Source organism: Variovorax sp. KBS0712 (assembly GCF_006323185.2).
Classification (GTDB): domain Bacteria; phylum Pseudomonadota; class Gammaproteobacteria; order Burkholderiales; family Burkholderiaceae_C; genus Variovorax; species Variovorax boronicumulans.
Genome location: NZ_VCCD02000002.1, coordinates 967,427 through 986,127, shown reverse-complemented (window position 1 = coordinate 986,127; position 18,701 = coordinate 967,427). Strand labels below are relative to the sequence as shown.

Genomic DNA, 18,701 nt, shown 5'->3' with positions numbered 1-18,701 from the left:
GCTGCACCGGGCGGGGCAGGGCCCAATGCGCGGCTCGATCCACGCTTCAGGAGCCTTCCGTCATGTTTCGCCGTTCCCTTCTCCGTGCCGCCACGCTGGCCGCCTGCGGCCTCGCCGCGCCGCTGGCGGTGCTTGCACAGGCCTTTCCCGCGAAACCCATCAAGCTCGTGATCGCCTTTCCCGCGGGCGGCCCGACCGACATCACCATGCGCCAGCTGGCCGACAACGCCAGCAAGATCCTGGGCCAGCCCGTGATCATCGACAACAAGCCCGGCGCCGGCGGCACGCTGCCCGCGCAGGCGCTGCAGACCGCGCAGCCTGACGGCTACACCGTCGCGCAGATTCCGCTCGGTGTGTTCCGCCTGGGCTACACCACCAAGATCAACTGGGACCCGCTCAAGGACATCAGCTACGTGCTGAACGTCACCGGCTATGCCTTCGGCATCGTCGTGCCGGCCGACAGCCCCTTCAAGACCTGGGCCGACTTCGTCGCCTACGCCAAGGCCAACCCCGGCAAGCTCACCTACGGCTCGACCGGCAACCTGACCAGCCCGCACCTCACGACCGAGATCGTGGCGCAGAAGGCCGGCATCACGCTGCAGCACGTGCCCTACAAGGGCAGCGCCGACCTGATGCTGGCCGTGGTCAGCGGCCAGCTCATGGCGGCGGCCGACAGCACCGGCTTCGCGCCGCAGGTCGAGGCCGGCAAGCTGCGCGTGCTCAACACCTGGGGCGAGAAGCGCCTGGCCAAGTTCCCCGACGCGCCCACGCTGAAGGAGCTGGGCTACGACGTGGTGCAGAACTCGCCCTTCGGCATCGGCGCCCCCAAGGGCACCCCGCCCGAGGTCGTGAAGAAGCTGCACGACGCGTTCAAGCAGGCGATGGAAGAACCGAGCTACGTGGCCTCGCTCGGCCGCTACGACATGCTGCCCAACTACATGAGCTCGGCCACGTACACCAAGTTCGCGCAGGACACGGTGGTGCGCGAGAAGGTGATCATCGACAAGCTGGGGTTGGCCAAGGAGAAGTGAGGCGGCGGGGAGGCCTCCGGTCTTCTTGCGCTACGCTTCGGCCTCCCGGAAGGGCGCGTGGCGCCCCCGGCGAGCCTGCCAGCTTAGCCAGATGATCGAATCCTTCAAGAAAACCCTTTGGGCCACAGCGGACAAGCTGCGCGCCAACATGGATGCCGCCGAGTACAAGCACCTTGTACTCGGCCTCATCTTCGTCAAATACATCTCCGACACGTTTGCGGCCCGCAATGCGGAGCTGGTCAAGCGTTTTGCCGACCCGGCCGACGAATACCACCTGCCCGAAGCCACGCCCGACGACGTGGCCGCAGAGCTGGAAGACCGCGACTACTACCGCGCCGCCAACGTCTTCTGGGTGCCCGAAGCCGCCCGTTGGGAGAGTATTCGTGCCGCCGCCAAGCAGGCGAACATCGGCAAGCGCATCGACGACGCACTGACGCTCATCGAGGCGGAGAACCCCAGCCTCAAGAACATCCTCGACAAGCGCTATGCCCGCGCCCAACTGCCGGACGGCAAGCTGGGCGAACTGATCGACCTGGTGTCGACCATCGGTTTCGGGGAAGACGCCGCGGTGGCCCGCGACGTGCTCGGGCAGGTGTATGAATACTTCCTCGGCATGTTTGCCAATGCCGAAGGCAAGCGGGGTGGGCAGTTCTATACGCCGCGCAGCATCGTCAAGACGTTGGTGGCCGTGCTCGCACCGCACCACGGCAAGGTGTATGACCCGTGCTGCGGGTCAGGCGGCATGTTCGTGCAGAGCGAGGAATTCATCGAGGCGCATGGTGGCAAGCTCGGCGACGTGTCCATCTATGGGCAAGAGGCGAATCCGACCACGTGGCGGCTGGCCGCGATGAATCTCGCCATTCGCGGGCTCGACTTCAATCTGGGCAAGGAGCCTGCCGACAGCTTCGTGCGCGATCAGCACAAGGATTTGCGTGCTGATTTCGTGCTGGCCAATCCGCCGTTCAACATCAGCGACTGGTGGCACGGAAGTCTGGAGGGCGATGCACGCTGGGTGTATGGCGATCCGCCGCAGGGCAATGCCAACTACGCCTGGTTGCAACACATGCTGCACCACCTGAAGCCCGATACCGGCCGTGCGGGCATCGTGCTGGCCAACGGCAGCATGAGCAGCAGCCAGAACAATGAAGGGCAGATTCGTGCTGCGATGGTCGAGGCGGATGTGGTTGAAGTCATGGTTGCGTTGCCTGGGCAGCTCTTCTTCAACACGCAGATTCCGGCGTGCCTGTGGTTCTTGACGAAGAAGAAGGCAGCGGTACGTAAGGGGGAAGTGCTGTTCATTGATGCTCGCAAGCTGGCGACCATGATCAGTCGCGTGCAGTGCGAGCTGACGGATGACGTAATCGACCGTATTGCGAATACTGTTGCCGCGTGGCGCGGTGATGCTTCGTTGTCTGCCTATGAGGACGTTGCTGGCTTCTGCTGTAGCGCCACGCTCGAAGAAATCGCACAGCATGGTTATGTGCTTACGCCGGGTCGCTATATCGACGCAGAAGAGGTCGAGGACGACGACGAAGTGTTCACTGAAAAAATGCAGAAGCTCACAAAAATGCTTGGCGGCCAGATGGCGGAAGGCGCAAAGCTGGACCGACTGATCCGAAAAGAACTGGGAGCGTTGGGCTATGAGTTCTGATTGGCCGCTTAAGCCCTTGGGAAGAGTCGCGAACGAAGTAACTGTAGGCTATGTCGGACCCATGGCCTCGGAGTACGTGGAGTCAGGCATACCGTTTCTTCGGTCACTGAATATTGAGCCTTTCGGGGTCAATAAAAACGATCTGAAATTCGTTACTCGTGAGTTTCATCAGCGAATCAAGAAATCTTCTTTACGCCCAGGTGATGTCGCGATTGTGAGGACGGGTAAACCTGGAACATGCGCCGTAATCCCTGACTGGCTGAAAGAAGCAAACTGTTCTGATTTGGTGCTTGTTAGATGCGGCGAGAAATTGCGACCACGGTTTCTTTGTTACTGGGTCAATTCAATTGCATCGCACCATATCTCTTCTCATACAGTGGGTGCTGTTCAGCAGCACTTCAATGTTGGCGCTGCCAAGACGATGCTGGTGGCAGTTCCTAGTTTGAAGATGCAAGACGAAGTCATCACTGTGCTGTCTTGCCTCGATGACCGTATTACTCTGCTTCGCGAAACCAACGCCACGCTCGAAGCTATTGCCCAAGCGCTGTTTAAGTCGTGGTTTATCGATTTCGACCCCGTGCGCGCCAAAATGGCCGGGCGTGCTCCCGAGGGAATGGACGAGGCTACAGCCGCACTGTTTCCAGATGGGTTTGAAGTATCTGACTTGGGCTTGATTCCACGCGGCTGGTGTGTTGACTCGGTGTATTCGGCCGCAAAGGTTATCTACGGTGCCCCCTTCGCTTCGGCGCAGTTCAATGTGGACGGCATTGGAAAGCCGTTGATCCGAATCCGCGATTTGCGTGATGAATCGCCATCCATTTATACGCAAGAGGCGCACCCCAAAGGTTATATGGTGCAGCCCGGCGATGTGGTCGTGGGAATGGATGGTGAATTTCGCGCGTATCTTTGGGGAGGCGAAGAGTGCTGGCTCAATCAACGAGTTTGCGTGTTTGCTCCTCAGCAAGGGTTCTCCGCGGCATATGTCCGGAGCTCCATTATTCCCATGCTGGCAAGGGTCGAAGCATCAGAGACAGCCACTACAGTTATTCATCTTGGTAAAAACGATATCGACAGGTTCAAGATCGTGATCGCAGAAAAGCGAGTTCGAGAAGCATTTGGATTGGTGGCAGACCCTTTATATCAACGCATCGTTGTGTCCAAGCAATTAATACGGACATTGACCGATCTCCGCGATACCTTGCTTCCCCGGTTGATCTCCGGTCGGCTGCGTCTGTCAGAGCTCCAAGATCAGGTTGAGGAAGCAATCGCTGCTTGAATTTCAACATCCGATTTTTGCTCTGATCCCTTTGTTTATGTCCATGCACCGCCCTCGTACCATCCAGATTTTTCTGCCTACAGGTGACCCGCGAGGCATCCGTGTTGCAGCCCTGACAACGAGCATCGTGCAGATGATCGAAGTGCCGCGACCACTCCTGTCCGAATTCCTACTCATGCCTGAATCGCGGCAGGTCGGCGTTTACTACCTGATCGGCGACGACGAAGAGAAAGACCAACCGTCCGTGTACGCAGGACAGACCGGCACGGTGGGCAAGCGACTCAACGAACACGATCTGGACCCGAAGCGGGAATTCTGGAACCGTGCGTTGGTGGCGATATCCCTGACGCACAGCCTCACACAGACGCATGCGATGTACCTGGAGTGGCGAAGCATCGAGCAAGCCAATCTGGCTCAGCGCTATTCGGTTGAGAACGGAAACGCCGGGTCCAAGCCACACACGCCACCTTCGCTGGAAGCGGACTGCCAGGAAATCTTCGACACCATCCGCACACTGGTCTCGACCTTGGGCCAGCCGATCTTCGAGCCGCTTGCTGTTCGTCGGGAGGCGCCGCAGAACATCGGCGTGCCGGCGGTGACGCAGACGAATCCAGAGCCTCAGCTTCTCTTTCGTTGCAAGGGGCCGGGTGCCGAAGCGACAGGCCAATACACAGAAGAGGGCATGGTGGTGCTGGCGGGTGCTCGCAGCCGCGTGGACATCGTGCCGAGCCTGGTCCCGTTGTCCCCAGGCAAGCATCGGCAGCGTTTGATTGATGCGGGTGATCTTGTGTTGGACAACGGCGCCTACGTGTTTCAGCGTGATGTGTTGTTCCGTTCACCCAGCGGCGCCTCGGATGTTGTGCTTGGCCGCAGTTCCAACGGCTGGCTCGAGTGGAAAGATCCCGCCGGTAAGACGCTGGACGAGTTGAAACGCCAAAAAGCCGTGGCTTCGGGGGCGTTGGGATAGGGCGCCCTGGTGTTCGGTCGCTTCCTTGGATGAAGCGCTTCTTTAATAGCTGACCGATTCATTAAAGCCTGCTTTAATACCCCGGCCAGCCATTCAAGAATGCTTTCATCCAATGCGCAGCACGGGCACCTACGTCACCTCCAGCACTTCGGGCGAAGCCGTTCAGGCCTTCGTGCCGCATCCGCTGCCCCCGCGTGACCCGGCGCTGGCGTCAGCGTCGTTTGTAGAGCTCAATCGCGCCGCCGAACTGGCGTTGGCCCGGCTGTCGGGCGTTTCGGGTCTGGTGCCCTCCGTGGACTGGCTCCTCTACAGCGCGGTTCGCAAGGAGGCGCTCCTCACGTCCCAGATCGAGGGCACGCAGGCCACGCTGGCGGACCTGTTCGACGAGGAGGCCGGCTTTCCCGTTCGCAACACGGACGACGTGGAAGAGGTCACCAATTACCTGCGCGCCTTCCGGCTGGTGCAAGAGAACCTGCGCAACCCCGCCGGCCTGCCCATCAGCGTTCGGCTCTTGTCCGAGGCGCACGGGCTGCTGCTCGACGGTGCGCGTGGCACCGGCAAGCAGCCGGGCGCTCTGCGCCGCTCGCAGAACTGGATCGGTGGCACGCGACCGGGCAACGCCGTGTTCGTGCCGCCGCCGGCAGAGCATGTGGCCGGGCTGCTGGCCGACATGGAGCGGTTCATTCACGGCGACGCTTCGTCCACCCTGCCGCCGCTGGTGAAGATCGCCCTGGTGCATGCGCAGTTCGAAACCATCCACCCCTTCCTGGACGGCAATGGCCGCATCGGTCGGCTGTTGATTGCCGCGCTGCTCGAACACTGGGCGCTGCTGTCCGAGCCGCTGATGTATCTCAGCGGCTATTTGAAGCAGCACCAGGCGGAGTACTACCGCCGCCTGTCGAATGTGCGCACGGACGGTGACTGGGAGGGTTGGGTGAGTTTCTTTCTGGAAGGCGTGGCCACTGCCGCCACGGATGCCGAACGCGGCATCGTGACCATCGCGAGCCTGGTGGCGACCGATCGTCGCCGCTTGCTCGAAGCCCCGAAAGCGGGGCCGGCAAGCTATCGCTTGTTCGAGCTTTTGCCCCTGATGCCGCGCTTTACCGTCGAGCGGGTGCGCCAGAAGCTCGGCACGAGCTTTCCGACCGCCAGTGCCGCCGTGAAGACGCTGGAAGACCTGGGCATCGTGACGGAGTTGACGGGGCAGAAGACGAACCGCAGCTTCAGCTACCAGCCGTACATCGCGCTTCTGACGGGTTGAATACATGACCGAAGATCAACTGGAACAAGAAGCCATCGCCTGGCTGGTCGACGTGGGCTACATGCACTGCTATGGCCCCGACATGGCGCCCGACAGCGCTGCGCCGGAGCGCGCCAACTACCGGCAGGTGGTGCTCGCGGGCCGGTTGCGCGACGCGATCGACCGACTCAACCCGGGGGTGCCTGCGGTGGCGCGGGACGATGCGCTCAAGCAGGTGCTCGAACTGGGCACGCCGGTGCTGCTGTCGGCCAATCGCCAGTTCCACAAGCTGCTGGTGGCGGGCGTGCCGGTGCAGTACCAGAAAGACGGGGAGACGCGCGGCGATTTCGTGCAGCTGATCGACTGGGCCGGCATCGAGCGCAACGAATGGCTGGCGGTCAACCAGTTCAGCATCAAGGGGTCGCACCACACGCGCCGTCCCGACATCGTGCTGTTCGTCAACGGCCTGCCGCTGGTGCTGCTTGAAATCAAGAATCCCGCCGACCAGAACGCCGATGTCTGGAAGGCCTATGACCAGCTCCAGACGTACAAGGAGCAGATCCAGGACGTCTTCCAGTACAACGAGTTGTTGGTCATCTCCGATGGCACCGAGGCCTTGCTGGGCTCGCTGTCGAGCAATGGTGAGCGCTTCATGGCATGGCGGACCATAGATGGCCTCACGCTCGATCCGCTGGGCGAGTTCAATGAGCTGCAGACCCTGGTGCGGGGCGTGTTGGCGCCGGTCTACCTGTTGGACTACCTGCGCTACTTCGTGTTGTTCGAGGACGATGGCGAGCTGGTCAAGAAGATCGCGGGCTATCACCAGTTTCACGCGGTGCGCGCGGCCATCGGGCAGGTGGTCGCGGCTTCGCGGCCGGGTGCAGCAAAGGGCATCCAGGGCAAGGGCGGCGTGGTGTGGCACACGCAGGGCAGCGGCAAGAGCATCACCATGACGTGTTTCGCCGCGCGTGTGATGCAGGAGCCGGCCATGGCCAACCCCACTATCGTCGTCATCACCGATCGCAATGACCTGGATGGGCAGCTCTTCGGCGTTTTCAGCCTGGCCCAGGATCTTTTGCGTGAACAGCCAGTGCAGGCCACCACGCGGCAGCAATTGCGTGCGTTGCTGGCGAATCGCCCCTCGGGCGGCATCGTGTTCGCGACCATCCAGAAGTTCATGCCGGGCGAGGACGAGGACAGTTTTCCGGTGCTGTCGGACCGCCACAACATCGTGGTGATCGCCGACGAGGCGCATCGCACGCAGTACGGATTCGAGGCCAAGCTCAAGGTGCGCAAGGTGTCCGCTACGCAGGCGGAAACCAAGGCCATCGCCACAGGTGACGGCCTAGCAACGTCGCACCATGTGGCCCTCGCGCCGTCGCCTGCCTATGGCTCGGGCGCGGGCACGGTGGAGCGTTATCAGGTTGGCTATGCACAGCACCTGCGCGACGCACTGCCCAACGCCACATTCGTGGCTTTCACTGGCACGCCGGTAAGCGGTGAAGATCGGGACACGCGCGCCGTGTTCGGTGACTACATCCATGTCTACGACATGCAGCAGGCCCGCGAAGACGGCGCGACCGTGGCGATCTACTACGAGTCGCGTCTCGCCAAACTGCGGCTGAAAGAATCTGAGCTGGCACTGCTTGACGACGAGGTCGACGAGCTGGCCGAAGACGAAGAAGAAAGCGACCAGTCGCGCCTCAAGAGCAAATGGACCGCGCTTGAGAAAGTGGTGGGCGCCGAGCCGCGCGTGGCGAGCGTCGCTGCAGATTTGGTGGCGCACTTCGAAGAGCGGAACAAGGCGCAGAACGGCAAAGCCATGGTGGTGGCAATGAGCCGCGACATCTGCGTTCATCTGTACGACGAAATCAAGAAACTACGCCCCGACTGGCATGACGCCGACCCCGAGAAAGGCGCCGTCAAGATCGTGATGACCGGCTCGGCCAGCGACAAGGCACTGCTGCGGCCGCATATCTACAGCCCGCAAGTGAAGAAGCGGCTTGAAAAGCGCTTCAAGGATCCTGCCGATCCGCTGCGATTGGTGATCGTGCGCGATATGTGGCTGACCGGTTTCGATGCACCCTGCGTGCACACGCTCTACGTCGACAAGCCGATGAAGGGCCACAACCTCATGCAGGCCATTGCGCGCGTGAACCGCGTGTTCAGCAACAAGCAGGGTGGGCTGGTGGTCGACTACATCGGCATCGGCAACGAGCTGAAGGCGGCGATGAAGGAGTACACCGCGAGCAATGGCCGAGGCCGGCCCACGGTGGATGCGCACGAGGCCTACAGTGTGCTGGCCGAGAAGATCGATGTGCTGCGCGGGATGTTGCATAGCTTTGACTACAGCGGTTTTCTGACCGGCGGACACAAGGTGCTGGCGGGTGCGGCGAACCATGTGCTCGGCATCAAGGACGGCAAGAAGCGCTTTGCGGATTTGGCACTCGAGATGAGCAAGGCCTTCACCTTGTGCTGCACGCTCGACGAGGCCAAGGCGGTGCGCGAGGAGGTGGCCTTTCTGCAAGGCGTGAAGGTGATCCTGACGAAGAAGGAACTCACGGCGAAGAAGCGCACCGACGAGCAACGCGAACTGGCCATTCGCCAGATCATCGGTTCGGCGGTGGTGTCCGAAAGCGTGGTCGACATCTTCGACGCAGTGGGGCTCGAGAAGCCGAACATCGGGCTACTGGACGAAGCCTTCTTGGCGCAGGTCCGTAGCCTGCCGGAGCGCAATCTGGCGGTCGAGCTGCTGGAGCGTCTGCTGGAGGGCGAAATCAAGAGCCGGTTCGCTGGCAACGTGGTGCTGGACCGCAAGTTTTCCGAGCTGCTTGGCAACGTCATCAAGCGCTACCAGAACCGCTCCATCGAAACCGCGCAGGTGATGGAAGAGCTGGTCGACATGGCCAGGAAGTTTCGCGAGGCCGCATCGCAAGGCGAAAAACTGGGGCTCACCGAAGACGAAGTGCGCTTCTACTCTGCGTTGATCGACAACGAATCCGCGGTACGTGACCTGACCGATGAGACGCTGAAGAAAATCGCGCACGAACTGACCGAGAGCCTTCGGCAGAACCTCTCGGTCGACTGGGAAAAGCGAGAGAGCGTACGCGCCAAGCTGCGCTTGCTGGTCAAGCGCATCCTGCGCAAATACAAGTACCCGCCGGACCAGCAGGATGCGGCGGTTGAACTCGTGCTACGGCAGGCCGAGGCGCTGGCGACCGAGATGGTGGACTGAGCAGCGCGGCGGCGCTGCCGTTGCCGCGTCGTCATACGGCGCGTATCCGATCCGCGATCGATGTCCCGAACTCACCCCCTAAGCCCCTTCGTAATTTAGGTGTTAACCCTATGTAATCCCTTTGTCTTCCAGTGAAGGAAAACTCGGACCCAGTCTCGCGGCAACAAGGCCCGGACGTCCCAAAGTCGCGCCCGGTTTCGGCGCAGCGACATCCCCCTCCTGGAGTGACATAAATGAAAAAATCCCTGCTTGTTCTGGCTGCCATCGCAGCCTGCGGCGCCGCGTCGGCGCAATCGACCGTGACCCTGTTCGGCGTGGTCGATGCCGCCTACCGCAACGTAGCGAACAAGAGCGTTTCGACCACCCCCTTCGGTCCCGCCTACAGCGTGAAGGCCAGCCGCAGCGAGCTGGCGAATTCGGGCCTGAGCTCGAGCCGCCTCGGTTTCCGCGGCGTGGAAGACCTGGGCGGCGGCCTGTCGGCCAGCTTCTGGCTCGAAGCCCCGATCACCAATGACGACGGCGCCACCGGCGTCTCGAACTTCACCCGCCGCTCGACCGTGAGCCTGGCAGGCAGCTTCGGCGAACTGCGCCTGGGCCGCGACAAGACCGCCACGGTGATGAACGAAGAACAGTTCGATCCGTTCGGCGACACCGGCATCGGCGGCTCGCTGATCATCGACGCCAACGAAGCCAGCGTGCCGGGCAGCGGCTACGGCAGCAACGGCACCTACAAGCGCGCCAGCAACATGGTGCAGTACTTCCTGCCGCGCCTGGGCGGCTTCTACGGCAACGTGGCCTACGGCCTGGCCGAGCAGACGCGCCTGTCGCCCGACACCGCCGCCAGCACCAACACCGGCCGCCACATCGGCGGTCGCCTGGGCTACACGACGGGCCCGTTCGACATCGCCGCCAGCTACGCGCAGAACGACACCAGCTTCACGACCGGCAGCGGCGCCGCCGCCGTGGCGCGCCCGGGCAAGGTCAAGATCTTCAACCTCGGCGCGACCTACGACTTCGGCGTGGCCAAGCTGTTCGGCGAAATCTCGCGTTCGAAGGACGAGCGCAACGCGCTGAACATCTTCACGCCCGGCCAGGACGTGGACCTCACCGGCTACCTGCTGGGCGTGACCGTGCCGATCGGCCCGGGCGTGATCCGCGCGTCGTATTCGCAGGTCAAGTACGACTTCAACCGCGTGCCCGTGTTCGGCGTGAACAACGCCGATCCGAAGGCCAGCAAGCTCGCGCTGGGCTACGTGCACAACCTGTCCAAGCGCACCGCGCTGTACGGCACGGTCGCGCGCGTCAGCAACAAGAACGGCGCAGGGCTCACGGTGGGTGCCGGCCCGTCGTACGCCACCACGTTCAACCGCACCGCGCTGCAGGCCAAGAGCTCGATGGGCTACGAGTTCGGCATCCGCCACACGTTCTGATGTCCTGAAGGGTCGCGCATCGCGCGACCCTCACCCCTGCAAGTTTCTCCAAGGGTCGTTCAACCGGTCCATTCGGCCCGCCCTGCGCGGGCCTTTTTTTCGTGCGCGGCTCAGCGCGCCGACAGCACCGCGTGCGCGGCCTGCGCAAACCCCGCGCCGCGCTCGCCCTGCGTCACGTAGCGCGGCAGGTGCTCCAGCTGCGGCACGAAGCGCGCGACGTTCGCCACGCCGATGCTGTGCGCGAAGCTGCGGAACATCAGCTGGTCGTTGGTGGAATCGCCCACGTAGGCCCAGCGGTCCATCTCGTCGTCGAGCGTGCGGCCCCAGAGCTCGCGCACGATCCAGCGCGCGCCCTCGAGCTTGTCGTTGTCGCCGTACCAGCCGTTGATGTGGATGCTGCTCACGGTGGCGTGCATGCCTTCGCTGCGCATCAGCGCGACGACGCGCGCGATGGTGTCGTCGCTCAGCGTCACGAACTCGCTGTGGTCGATGGCGATGTCGGTCTCGCGCCCGGGCGAGTCGGTGGCGCGGCCGGCGCCCGGAATCTCGCGCTCGATGCGCGCCAGCACGGCCTGCATGCGCGCGAAGTTGGCGGCGCGCGTGGCGGCGTCCTGCTGGTAGCGCTTCTCGACGCCGCCATCGGCCGCCGGGCGCAGCGCCACCGCGCCGTTCTCGGCCACGATGGCGTCGACCGGCCAGCTGTTCACGAAGGGCAGGCTCCAGCCCACGGGCCGGCCGGTGATGGCGACCACCGCGAGGCCGGCGGCCTTCAGGTCGGCCAGCGCCTTCAACGCATCGGGCGTGATCGCGCCATCGGTGGTGAGCGTGTCGTCGATGTCGGTGAACACGCCGACCAGCGCCGCGCGCGCGTCGGCGGGCCAGCGCGTGAGCGGCAGCAGGTGGTGGGGCGAGGCGGGCAGGGGAGGCGAAGACATGGACAGGATTCTCGAAAGGGCCCGTGATCGTACCGGCGCTTTCGTGTAGCATCCCGCCCCCGCCGCGCTTTCAGGCCGGCGCGGCGCTTCTCACCATGCCTCACATCCTCGTCGACAACCTCCGCAAGACCTACCGGGTGTCCGAGCGCGACCCCGGCCTGCGCGGTGCGTTGCGCGGCCTGCTGCAGCGCCGCCACCGCACGGTGGAGGCGCTGTCGGGCGTGTCGTTCGCGCTGGAGCGCGGCGAGCTGCTGGGCTTCATCGGGCCGAACGGCGCGGGCAAGTCGACCACCATCAAGATCCTCTCGGGCATCCTGCGGCCCGACGGCGGGCGCGTGGAAGTCGACGGGCGCGACCCCTTTGCTGACCGCGAGCGGCACGTGGCGCGCATCGGCGTGGTCTTCGGCCAGCGCACGCAGCTGTGGTGGGACCTGCCCGTGGGCGACGGCTTCGACCTGCTGCGCGACATCTACCGCGTCGACCCGCAACGCTACCGCCGCACGCGCGACGAGCTGGTCGCGCTGCTGCACCTGGAGCGCGTGCTCGACCAGCCGGTGCGCCAGCTCTCGCTGGGCCAGCGCATGCGCGCCGAGATTGCGGCGGCGCTGCTGCACGAGCCCGACATCCTGTTCCTCGACGAGCCGACCATCGGCCTCGATGCGCCCTCCAAGCTCGCCGTGCGCGACTTCGTGCGCCGCGCCAACCGCGAGCGCGGCACCACCGTGCTGCTGACCACACACGACATGCACGACATCGAGGCCCTGGCCCAGCGCGTGATCGTGATCGGCCACGGCCGCGTGCTGGCCGACAGCCCCGTCGAGGCGCTGCGCGCGCAGGTAATGGCCGAGCGCCGGCTGGTGGTCGACTTTGCACAGGACGCCACGCTGCCCGCGCACGTCGACGGCGCCACCGTGCATTCGCGCGATGGCCAGACGCTGGTGCTCGACTTCGACCCCAAGCAGACCCCCGCGCCCGCGCTCATCGCCCGCATCGCCGGCGCGCACGCCGTGGAAGACATCCGCCTCGAAGGCCTCGCGATCGAAGCCGTGATCGCGCGCTTCTACGCCATGCACGGAGCGGCCGAGGCGTGAGGCCGGCCATGGGCCCGCGCGACCTCGCCCGGCCGTATGTCGCGGCGTTCGTCTCGCGCTTCCTGCAGATGCTGCAGTACCGCACGGCGGCGCTCGCAGGCTTTGCCACGCAGTGCTGGTGGGGCGGCATCAAGGTGATGGTGTTCGCCGCGTTCTACAGCGGCAGCGCCATCGCAGGCGCGGCCTCGTCGATGTCGCTGGCCCAGGCCATCACCTACACCTGGCTCGCGCAGGGCCTGCTGGTGCTCATGCCCTGGCTCGGCGACCCCGAAGTGGCGCAGGCCGCGCGCACGGGGGCGGTCGCCTACGACCGGCTGCGCCCGGTGGACGCCTACGCGCTGTGGTTCGCGCGCACGGCCGGCTGGATCGCGGCGCGCCTGTTGCCGCGCGTGGCGTTGATGGCGGCCTTCGCGGCGGTCGCATTGCCGCTGGTGGGGCTGGGCGACTGGGCCTGGCAACTGCCTGCGAGCGCGATGGCTGGCGCGGCGTTCCTGCTGTCGGTGGTGCTGGGCCTCTTGCTCTCGACCGCGATGGTGATGCTGCTCAACGTGGCGACCACGGCAGCGCTCAACGAGCGCGGCATCCAGGCGGTGGCGACACCCGTGGTCATCGTGTTCTCGGGCAACCTGCTGCCGCTGGCGCTGCTGCCCGACGCCTGGCAGACCGCGCTGCTGGTGCAGCCGCTGGCGGGGCTGTTCGACATTCCGGCGCGGCTCTACTTCGGACAACTGAGCGGCTCGCATGCGCTGGGCGCGCTGGGGCTGCAGTGCTGCTGGATCGTGGCGCTTGTCGCGTTCGGGCGGATGGCGATGGGGCGCACGATGCGCAGTCTGCAGGTACAGGGTGGCTAGGGTGACGGGCGCGCGCAGGGAGCCACTCCCGCCCTCGGAGGCAGCGCTGTCGTATGGTGGCGGGTGCGACAACCCCGCCCCTGCCATGCGCCCCGTCATTCCCGTTGAAGCCGATGCGCCGACGCCCCTCGCCGTGCGGACCGTGACCTGCGCGATCGACCAGATCGCCGTGGCCGATCTGCCGCGCAGCGCGAGTTCCCCGCTCTTCGAACGCCTTCGCCGCTCCGTGCGCGGGGTGACCCTTCGCACGCCGCCTTCGAACGAGGCCGCGCGCTGGCACACGCACACGATCGGCGGCGTCGCGCGACGCTTTGCGCTGCCCCTCACGTTCACGCCATACGCCTCCGTGAAGCCTTGTTCGGCACGTTGCGGCTTCTGCTCGGAAAATCTGCGCAAGACCGACGGCGGAACCTCGGCGTCCCGGCTGCGTCCGGCGCCCGACTACTTCGACGGCCTGTCCCGCGCGCTGCGCGCCTTGCGCGGCGTGCCGCTGTCGTGGTCGCTCTCGGGCCTGGAAACGAGCGACGACACCGATTGGATGCTCCGGCTGCTGCACACGCTGGCCGAGGGCGAAAGCCAGGGCCCGGTGGTCGAGGACCGTGTGCTCTATACCAACGGCGCAGGCTTTGCCGGCCCGCAGGGCGAGGTGCTGCGGCGCGCGCTGCAACGCTTCGAAATGAGCTGGCTGGAGCTGTCCCGCCACCACCACGACGGCGCGGTCAACCAGGCCATCATGCGATTCCGGCCCGAGGTGGCCATCGGCGATCCCGTCGTGTTCGAGCGCACCGCGCGCCAGCTCGCCGATGCGCTGGCGCTGCGGCTCGTGTGCATCCTCCAGCGCGGCGGCGTCGCGCAGCCGACCGACGTGGCCGCGTACCTCGCGTGGGCACGGCAATGCGGCGCCGGCACCGTCGTCTTCCGGGAGTTCTCGCGGCTCGACGACGGCTATCGCGACAACGCCACCGCGCGCTATCTGCGCACGCAGCGGGTCTCGATGGACGCGCTGCTGACGGCCTGCCTCGACGACCCCGACATCTCGCGCGGGTGGACCCTCGAAAGCCTCACCGAGGGCTACTACTTCTGGAACCTGCGCCTGCGCACCGACAGCGGCCTGACGGTCGTCTTCGAAAGCGCCGACTACGGCGCCATGCACGCGCGCCACGCGACCGGCGACGTCTACAAGCTCGTCTACTTTGCCGACGGACAGCTCTGCGCCGGCTGGGAGCCGGGGCACGACGTGCTGCTCGACACGCGCACCGCACAGGCCTGCCCATGAGCAGTCACAGCTGGCTGATGCTCGACCATGAATCGCCGCGCTACCGGCTGCCGGACGACCTGCGCGCGCGCGACCCGATGGGCGGGCGCGATTGCGGATGGCTCGAGCAGATGCTGCCCTTCGTGCGCCGGTTCTCGCAACCGGGCGACACGGTGTTCGACCCCTTCGCCGGCTTCGGCACGACGCTGCTCGCGGCGCGCCTCGAAGACCGACGGGCCTTGGGCTGCGAAGTCGATGCCAACCGCATCGACCTCGTCCGCGAGCGGCTGTCACGCCACGGCCTCGCCCACGGCACGACGCTCCTGCACGCCTCGTGCGATGCGCTCGAAGACGCCGCGCTCCCGCCCTTCGACCTGTGCCTGACGAACGTCCCCTACTTCGGTTGCCGCTGGACCGGTGCGCAGGCAACCTCCCAGCTCTACGACAGCCCGAGCTACGCGCAGCACCTCGACGGCCTGCGCAACGTCTTCCACCGCGTCCGCGCCGGATTGCGCGAGGGCGGTGCCTGCATCGCGATGGTGGAGAACCTCCGGATCGGCGATCGCGTGCTGCCGCTGGCCTTCGATCTCGCCCGCATCCTGGGTTCGCTCTTCACGATGGAGGAGGAGCGCGTGCTGGTCTATCCGCACGATGCGGCAGACAGCGACACCGATGCCCGCACCGACCGGCGCCACGAACACGCGCTGGTCTTTCGCAAGCAGCGCGAGCGCATCGACCTGGCAGCCACTGCCGCGCTGCTCGATGCCATGCGCGCCGCAGGACACGTCTTCACGCTGTTCGGCAGCTTTGCACGCTGGCAGCAGGACCCACAGGGCACGCCGCCCGCAGACGCAGACATCCACGTTGACGCCGACCCGCAGCGCCTGGACGCCCTGCTGGGATGGTTGCGTGCGCACGGCTTCTCGGTGACGAGCTGGGGCGACCCGGTCACCGGGCCCCTTCACCTCGACAGCTACCGCGGCCGCTTCTATTTCCGAGCCGACCGCATCGATGCCCGCGGCGCATTGATCCGGCTCGACATCTGCTACGAGCAATGAGTGGCATGACGCAATCCGCACAGCGGTGGACCGACCGGCACCACGACCGCACTCGGTGTGTGCAGGACACTGGGTGCTTCCCGCAGCGAAATCAAGGAGGAGGGCGAAGCCCGGGGGACATTCGCGGAGGGAAGTACCCGGTGGCCTGTGCACGCGCCCTGAACAGCGGTGGGGGCCATTGAAGATGGGCGCCCTCCCTCTCTTCTTCCGCCTCATGGCCGCCTCCATCAGCGGCCAGGCCAGGTACCCTGCGTCCGCGTTGCTGCTGACCCTCGGCCAGTTCCTGGGCACAGGCATCGAGGTCGTCGCCGTCTGGGCGCTGTTCCATCGCTTCGGCGAGGTACAGGGCTGGGGCATCGGCGAGGTCGCGCTGTTCTATGGCCTCGTGAACTGCATGTTCGCCCTCGCCGACGCATTGGGTCGCGGCTTCGACGTGCTGGGCACCGAGTTTCTGCGCACCGGCACCTTCGACCGGTTGCTGCTGCGTCCACGCCCGCTCGCGTTGCAGCTCATGGGCCACGACGTGCGCATCAGCCGCCTGGGCCGTCTGCTGCAGGGCCTGCTCGTGCTGGCCTTCGCGACCGTGCAGGCTGACATCGCATGGACCCCCAGCGCCGTGGCCATCGCCACGTTCGCCACGGCCGGCGGCATCGCGCTGTTCCTCGGCATCCTCGTGCTGCAGGGCACGCTGTCGTTCTGGACCGTCGAGAGCCTGGAGATCGCCAACGTGCTCACCTACGGCGGCGTGCAGGCGGCGCAGTACCCGCTGGCGCTCTATGCGCAGTGGTTCCGCCGCGTGCTGACCTTCATCGTGCCGCTGGCCTGCGTGGCGTACTACCCGGTGCTGGCGATCCTGGGCAAGCCCGATCCGCTGGGCGCGCCGGCCTGGGTGGGGTGGGTGTCGCCGCTCGCGGGCTTCGTGTTCCTCGCGGCGGCGTTCGGTGCGTGGCGCCTCGGGCTGCGCCACTACACCTCGTCGGGCAGCTGACGCGCCCGACGGTCATCCGATCGATCGATCAGCCCGCGCTCTGCAGCGCCAGCCCCGCGTGCTCGCGCAGCGGATGGAAGTGGATCTTCGGAAAACGCTCCTGCGCCAGCCGCACGTCGTACGGCGAGGTGCACAAAAAGGCCAGCGTGTCGGCCGCGTCCTTGGCCATGCGCACCGGGTAGGCGTGGACGAACTCGCGCAGCTCGGCCGGGGTGTCGGCCGTGATCCAGCGCGCGCCCGTGTACTGGCAGCCTTCGAGGCGCACGTCGGCGTCGTACTCGGCCTTCAGGCGGTGCTGCACCACTTCGAACTGCAGCTGGCCGACGGCGCCCAGGAGCATCGGGCCGCCGACCTCGGGGCGGAAGACCTGGATCGCGCCTTCCTCGCCCAGCTGGGCCAGGCCCTGCTGCAGCTGCTTGGTGCGCAGCGGGTTCTTCAGGATCACGGTCATGAACAGCTCGGGCGCGAAGAAGGGCAGTCCGGTGAACTGCAGGTTCGCGCCGTCGGTGATGGTGTCGCCCAGTTGCACGCCGCCGTGCGTGGTGAAGCCCACGATGTCGCCCGCGTAGGCCTCTTCCACCGCCTCGCGGCGCTGGCTCATGAAGGTCACGACGCTGGTAGGGCGCAGCTCCTTCGCGGTGCGCTGCACCTTCAGCTTCATGCCCGGCGTGTACTTGCCCGAGGCCATGCGCACGAAGGCGATGCGGTCGCGGTGGTTGGCGTCCATGTTGGCCTGCACCTTGAAGACCACGCCCGCGAAGTCCTTGTCCTCGGGCTGGATCTCTTTCACTACCGGCTGGCGGTTGACCAGCGTGGTGCTGGTGCGCGACTGCGGCGAGGGCGCCAGGTCGACCAGCGCGTCGAGCACTTCCATCACGCCGAAGTTGTTCACGCCCGAGCCGAAGAACACCGGCGTCTGCTTGCCCGCCAGGAAGGCCTCGCGGTCCCAGGTGGGGGAGGCGCCGGTGGCCAGTTCCATGCTTTCCATGGCGTGCTCGAAGTCGGCGCCGAAGCGCTTGACGAGCGTGTCGCGTTCGCTCAGCGGAATGGTCTCGAAGTCGTGCGGCAGCCGCTCGCTGCCCGACTCGAACACCGTCATCGCCTGCGTGCGCAGGTTCATGATGCCGCGGAAGCTCTTGCCCTGGCCCACGGGCCAGGTCATGGGCACACAGGGCATGCCGAGTTCGCGCTCCACCTCGTCCAGGATGTCCAGCGGCTCGCGCACTTCACGGTCCATCTTGTTGACGAAGGTGATGATGGGCGTGTCGCGCTGGCGGCAGACCTCGATCAGCCGGCGCGTCTGCGCTTCCACGCCGTTGGCCGCGTCGATCACCATCAGCGCCGAGTCGACGGCGGTGAGCACGCGGTAGGTGTCCTCCGAGAAGTCCTTGTGGCCGGGCGTGTCGAGCAGGTTGATCACGTGCTCGCGGTACACCATCTGCATCACCGACGAGGCCACCGAGATGCCGCGCTGCTTCTCGATTTCCATCCAGTCGGAGGTGGCGTGGCGCGAGGCCTTGCGGGCCTTCACCGAGCCGGCGATCTGGATCGCGCCCGAGAACAGCAGCAATTTTTCGGTCAGCGTGGTCTTGCCGGCGTCAGGGTGGGAAATGATCGCGAAGGTGCGACGGCGGCGGGTTTCGGCGAGAAAAGACAAGGTGGGCAATCTGCAGGGGAATCCCCCGATTTTAGG

Annotated in this window: 14 protein-coding genes; 12 read left to right on the top strand and 2 right to left on the bottom strand. The window is 65.4% G+C overall.

Annotation, left to right across the window (positions count from 1 at the left end):
• Window positions 1–62 precede the first annotated feature (62 nt).
• The 7 genes from FFI97_RS21515 (at window position 63) to FFI97_RS21485 (ending at window position 10,830) form a co-directional block, all read left to right on the top strand.
• A complete protein-coding gene (locus tag FFI97_RS21515; RefSeq protein WP_095947927.1) occupies window positions 63–1,031 on the top strand; it encodes a Bug family tripartite tricarboxylate transporter substrate binding protein in 969 nt (322 codons plus the stop codon).
• A 91-nt stretch (window positions 1,032–1,122) separates the two neighbouring features.
• Entirely contained in the window at window positions 1,123–2,682 is a 1,560-nt protein-coding gene (locus FFI97_RS21510) for a type I restriction-modification system subunit M (RefSeq protein ID WP_139701375.1), read from the top strand.
• Window positions 2,672–3,958 carry a restriction endonuclease subunit S gene (locus FFI97_RS21505; RefSeq protein ID WP_221937708.1) on the top strand — a complete coding sequence of 429 codons (1,287 nt, stop codon included), beginning with the start codon at window positions 2,672–2,674 and terminating at the stop codon, window positions 3,956–3,958. Before FFI97_RS21510 ends, FFI97_RS21505 begins: the two co-directional genes overlap by 11 nt.
• A 133-nt stretch (window positions 3,959–4,091) precedes the next feature.
• Window positions 4,092–4,925: a GIY-YIG nuclease family protein gene (locus FFI97_RS21500; RefSeq protein ID WP_260685151.1), complete on the top strand. Its 834-nt coding sequence runs from the start codon at window positions 4,092–4,094 to the stop codon at window positions 4,923–4,925.
• Window positions 4,926–5,037: 112 nt separating this feature from the next.
• The gene (locus tag FFI97_RS21495) at window positions 5,038–6,186 is read left to right on the top strand and encodes a Fic family protein (RefSeq protein ID WP_139701377.1); all 1,149 of its coding nucleotides are present in this window, start codon (window positions 5,038–5,040) and stop codon (window positions 6,184–6,186) included.
• 4 nt (window positions 6,187–6,190) lie between these two features.
• Window positions 6,191–9,400, top strand: a complete 3,210-nt coding sequence (locus tag FFI97_RS21490) for a type I restriction endonuclease subunit R (protein ID WP_139701378.1) — start codon at window positions 6,191–6,193, stop codon at window positions 9,398–9,400.
• Between the two features lie 233 nt (window positions 9,401–9,633).
• Window positions 9,634–10,830, top strand: coding sequence for a porin (locus FFI97_RS21485; protein WP_139701379.1), 1,197 nt, complete (start codon window positions 9,634–9,636; stop codon window positions 10,828–10,830).
• Window positions 10,831–10,940: 110 nt separating this feature from the next.
• Here FFI97_RS21485 and FFI97_RS21480 read toward each other — a convergent pair whose 3' ends face one another.
• Window positions 10,941–11,765, bottom strand: a complete 825-nt coding sequence (locus tag FFI97_RS21480) for an HAD-IIB family hydrolase (RefSeq protein ID WP_139701380.1) — start codon at window positions 11,763–11,765, stop codon at window positions 10,941–10,943.
• A gap of 95 nt (window positions 11,766–11,860) precedes the next feature.
• On the opposite strand from FFI97_RS21480, the gene FFI97_RS21475 reads away from it, so the two are divergent.
• The 5 genes from FFI97_RS21475 to FFI97_RS21455 all read left to right on the top strand — a co-directional run bounded on the left by FFI97_RS21475 (window position 11,861) and on the right by FFI97_RS21455 (window position 17,008).
• Window positions 11,861–12,856: an ATP-binding cassette domain-containing protein gene (locus FFI97_RS21475; RefSeq protein ID WP_139701381.1), complete on the top strand. Its 996-nt coding sequence runs from the start codon at window positions 11,861–11,863 to the stop codon at window positions 12,854–12,856.
• An 8-nt stretch (window positions 12,857–12,864) separates the two neighbouring features.
• Complete coding sequence (locus tag FFI97_RS21470) at window positions 12,865–13,707, top strand: ABC transporter permease (protein WP_139701405.1); 843 nt, start codon at window positions 12,865–12,867, stop codon at window positions 13,705–13,707.
• Window positions 13,708–13,792: 85 nt separating this feature from the next.
• Entirely contained in the window at window positions 13,793–14,983 is a 1,191-nt protein-coding gene (locus FFI97_RS21465) for a hypothetical protein (protein ID WP_260685099.1), read from the top strand.
• Window positions 14,980–16,020, top strand: a complete 1,041-nt coding sequence (locus FFI97_RS21460) for a DNA methyltransferase (RefSeq protein ID WP_139701382.1) — start codon at window positions 14,980–14,982, stop codon at window positions 16,018–16,020. Before FFI97_RS21465 ends, FFI97_RS21460 begins: the two co-directional genes overlap by 4 nt.
• Window positions 16,021–16,204: 184 nt before the next feature.
• Window positions 16,205–17,008: an ABC transporter permease gene (locus FFI97_RS21455; RefSeq protein WP_139701383.1), complete on the top strand. Its 804-nt coding sequence runs from the start codon at window positions 16,205–16,207 to the stop codon at window positions 17,006–17,008.
• A gap of 28 nt (window positions 17,009–17,036) precedes the next feature.
• Here the strand turns inward: FFI97_RS21455 and FFI97_RS21450 are convergent, their stop codons facing one another.
• Window positions 17,037–18,665, bottom strand: coding sequence for a peptide chain release factor 3 (locus FFI97_RS21450; protein ID WP_062482912.1), 1,629 nt, complete (start codon window positions 18,663–18,665; stop codon window positions 17,037–17,039).
• Window positions 18,666–18,701 lie beyond the last annotated feature (36 nt).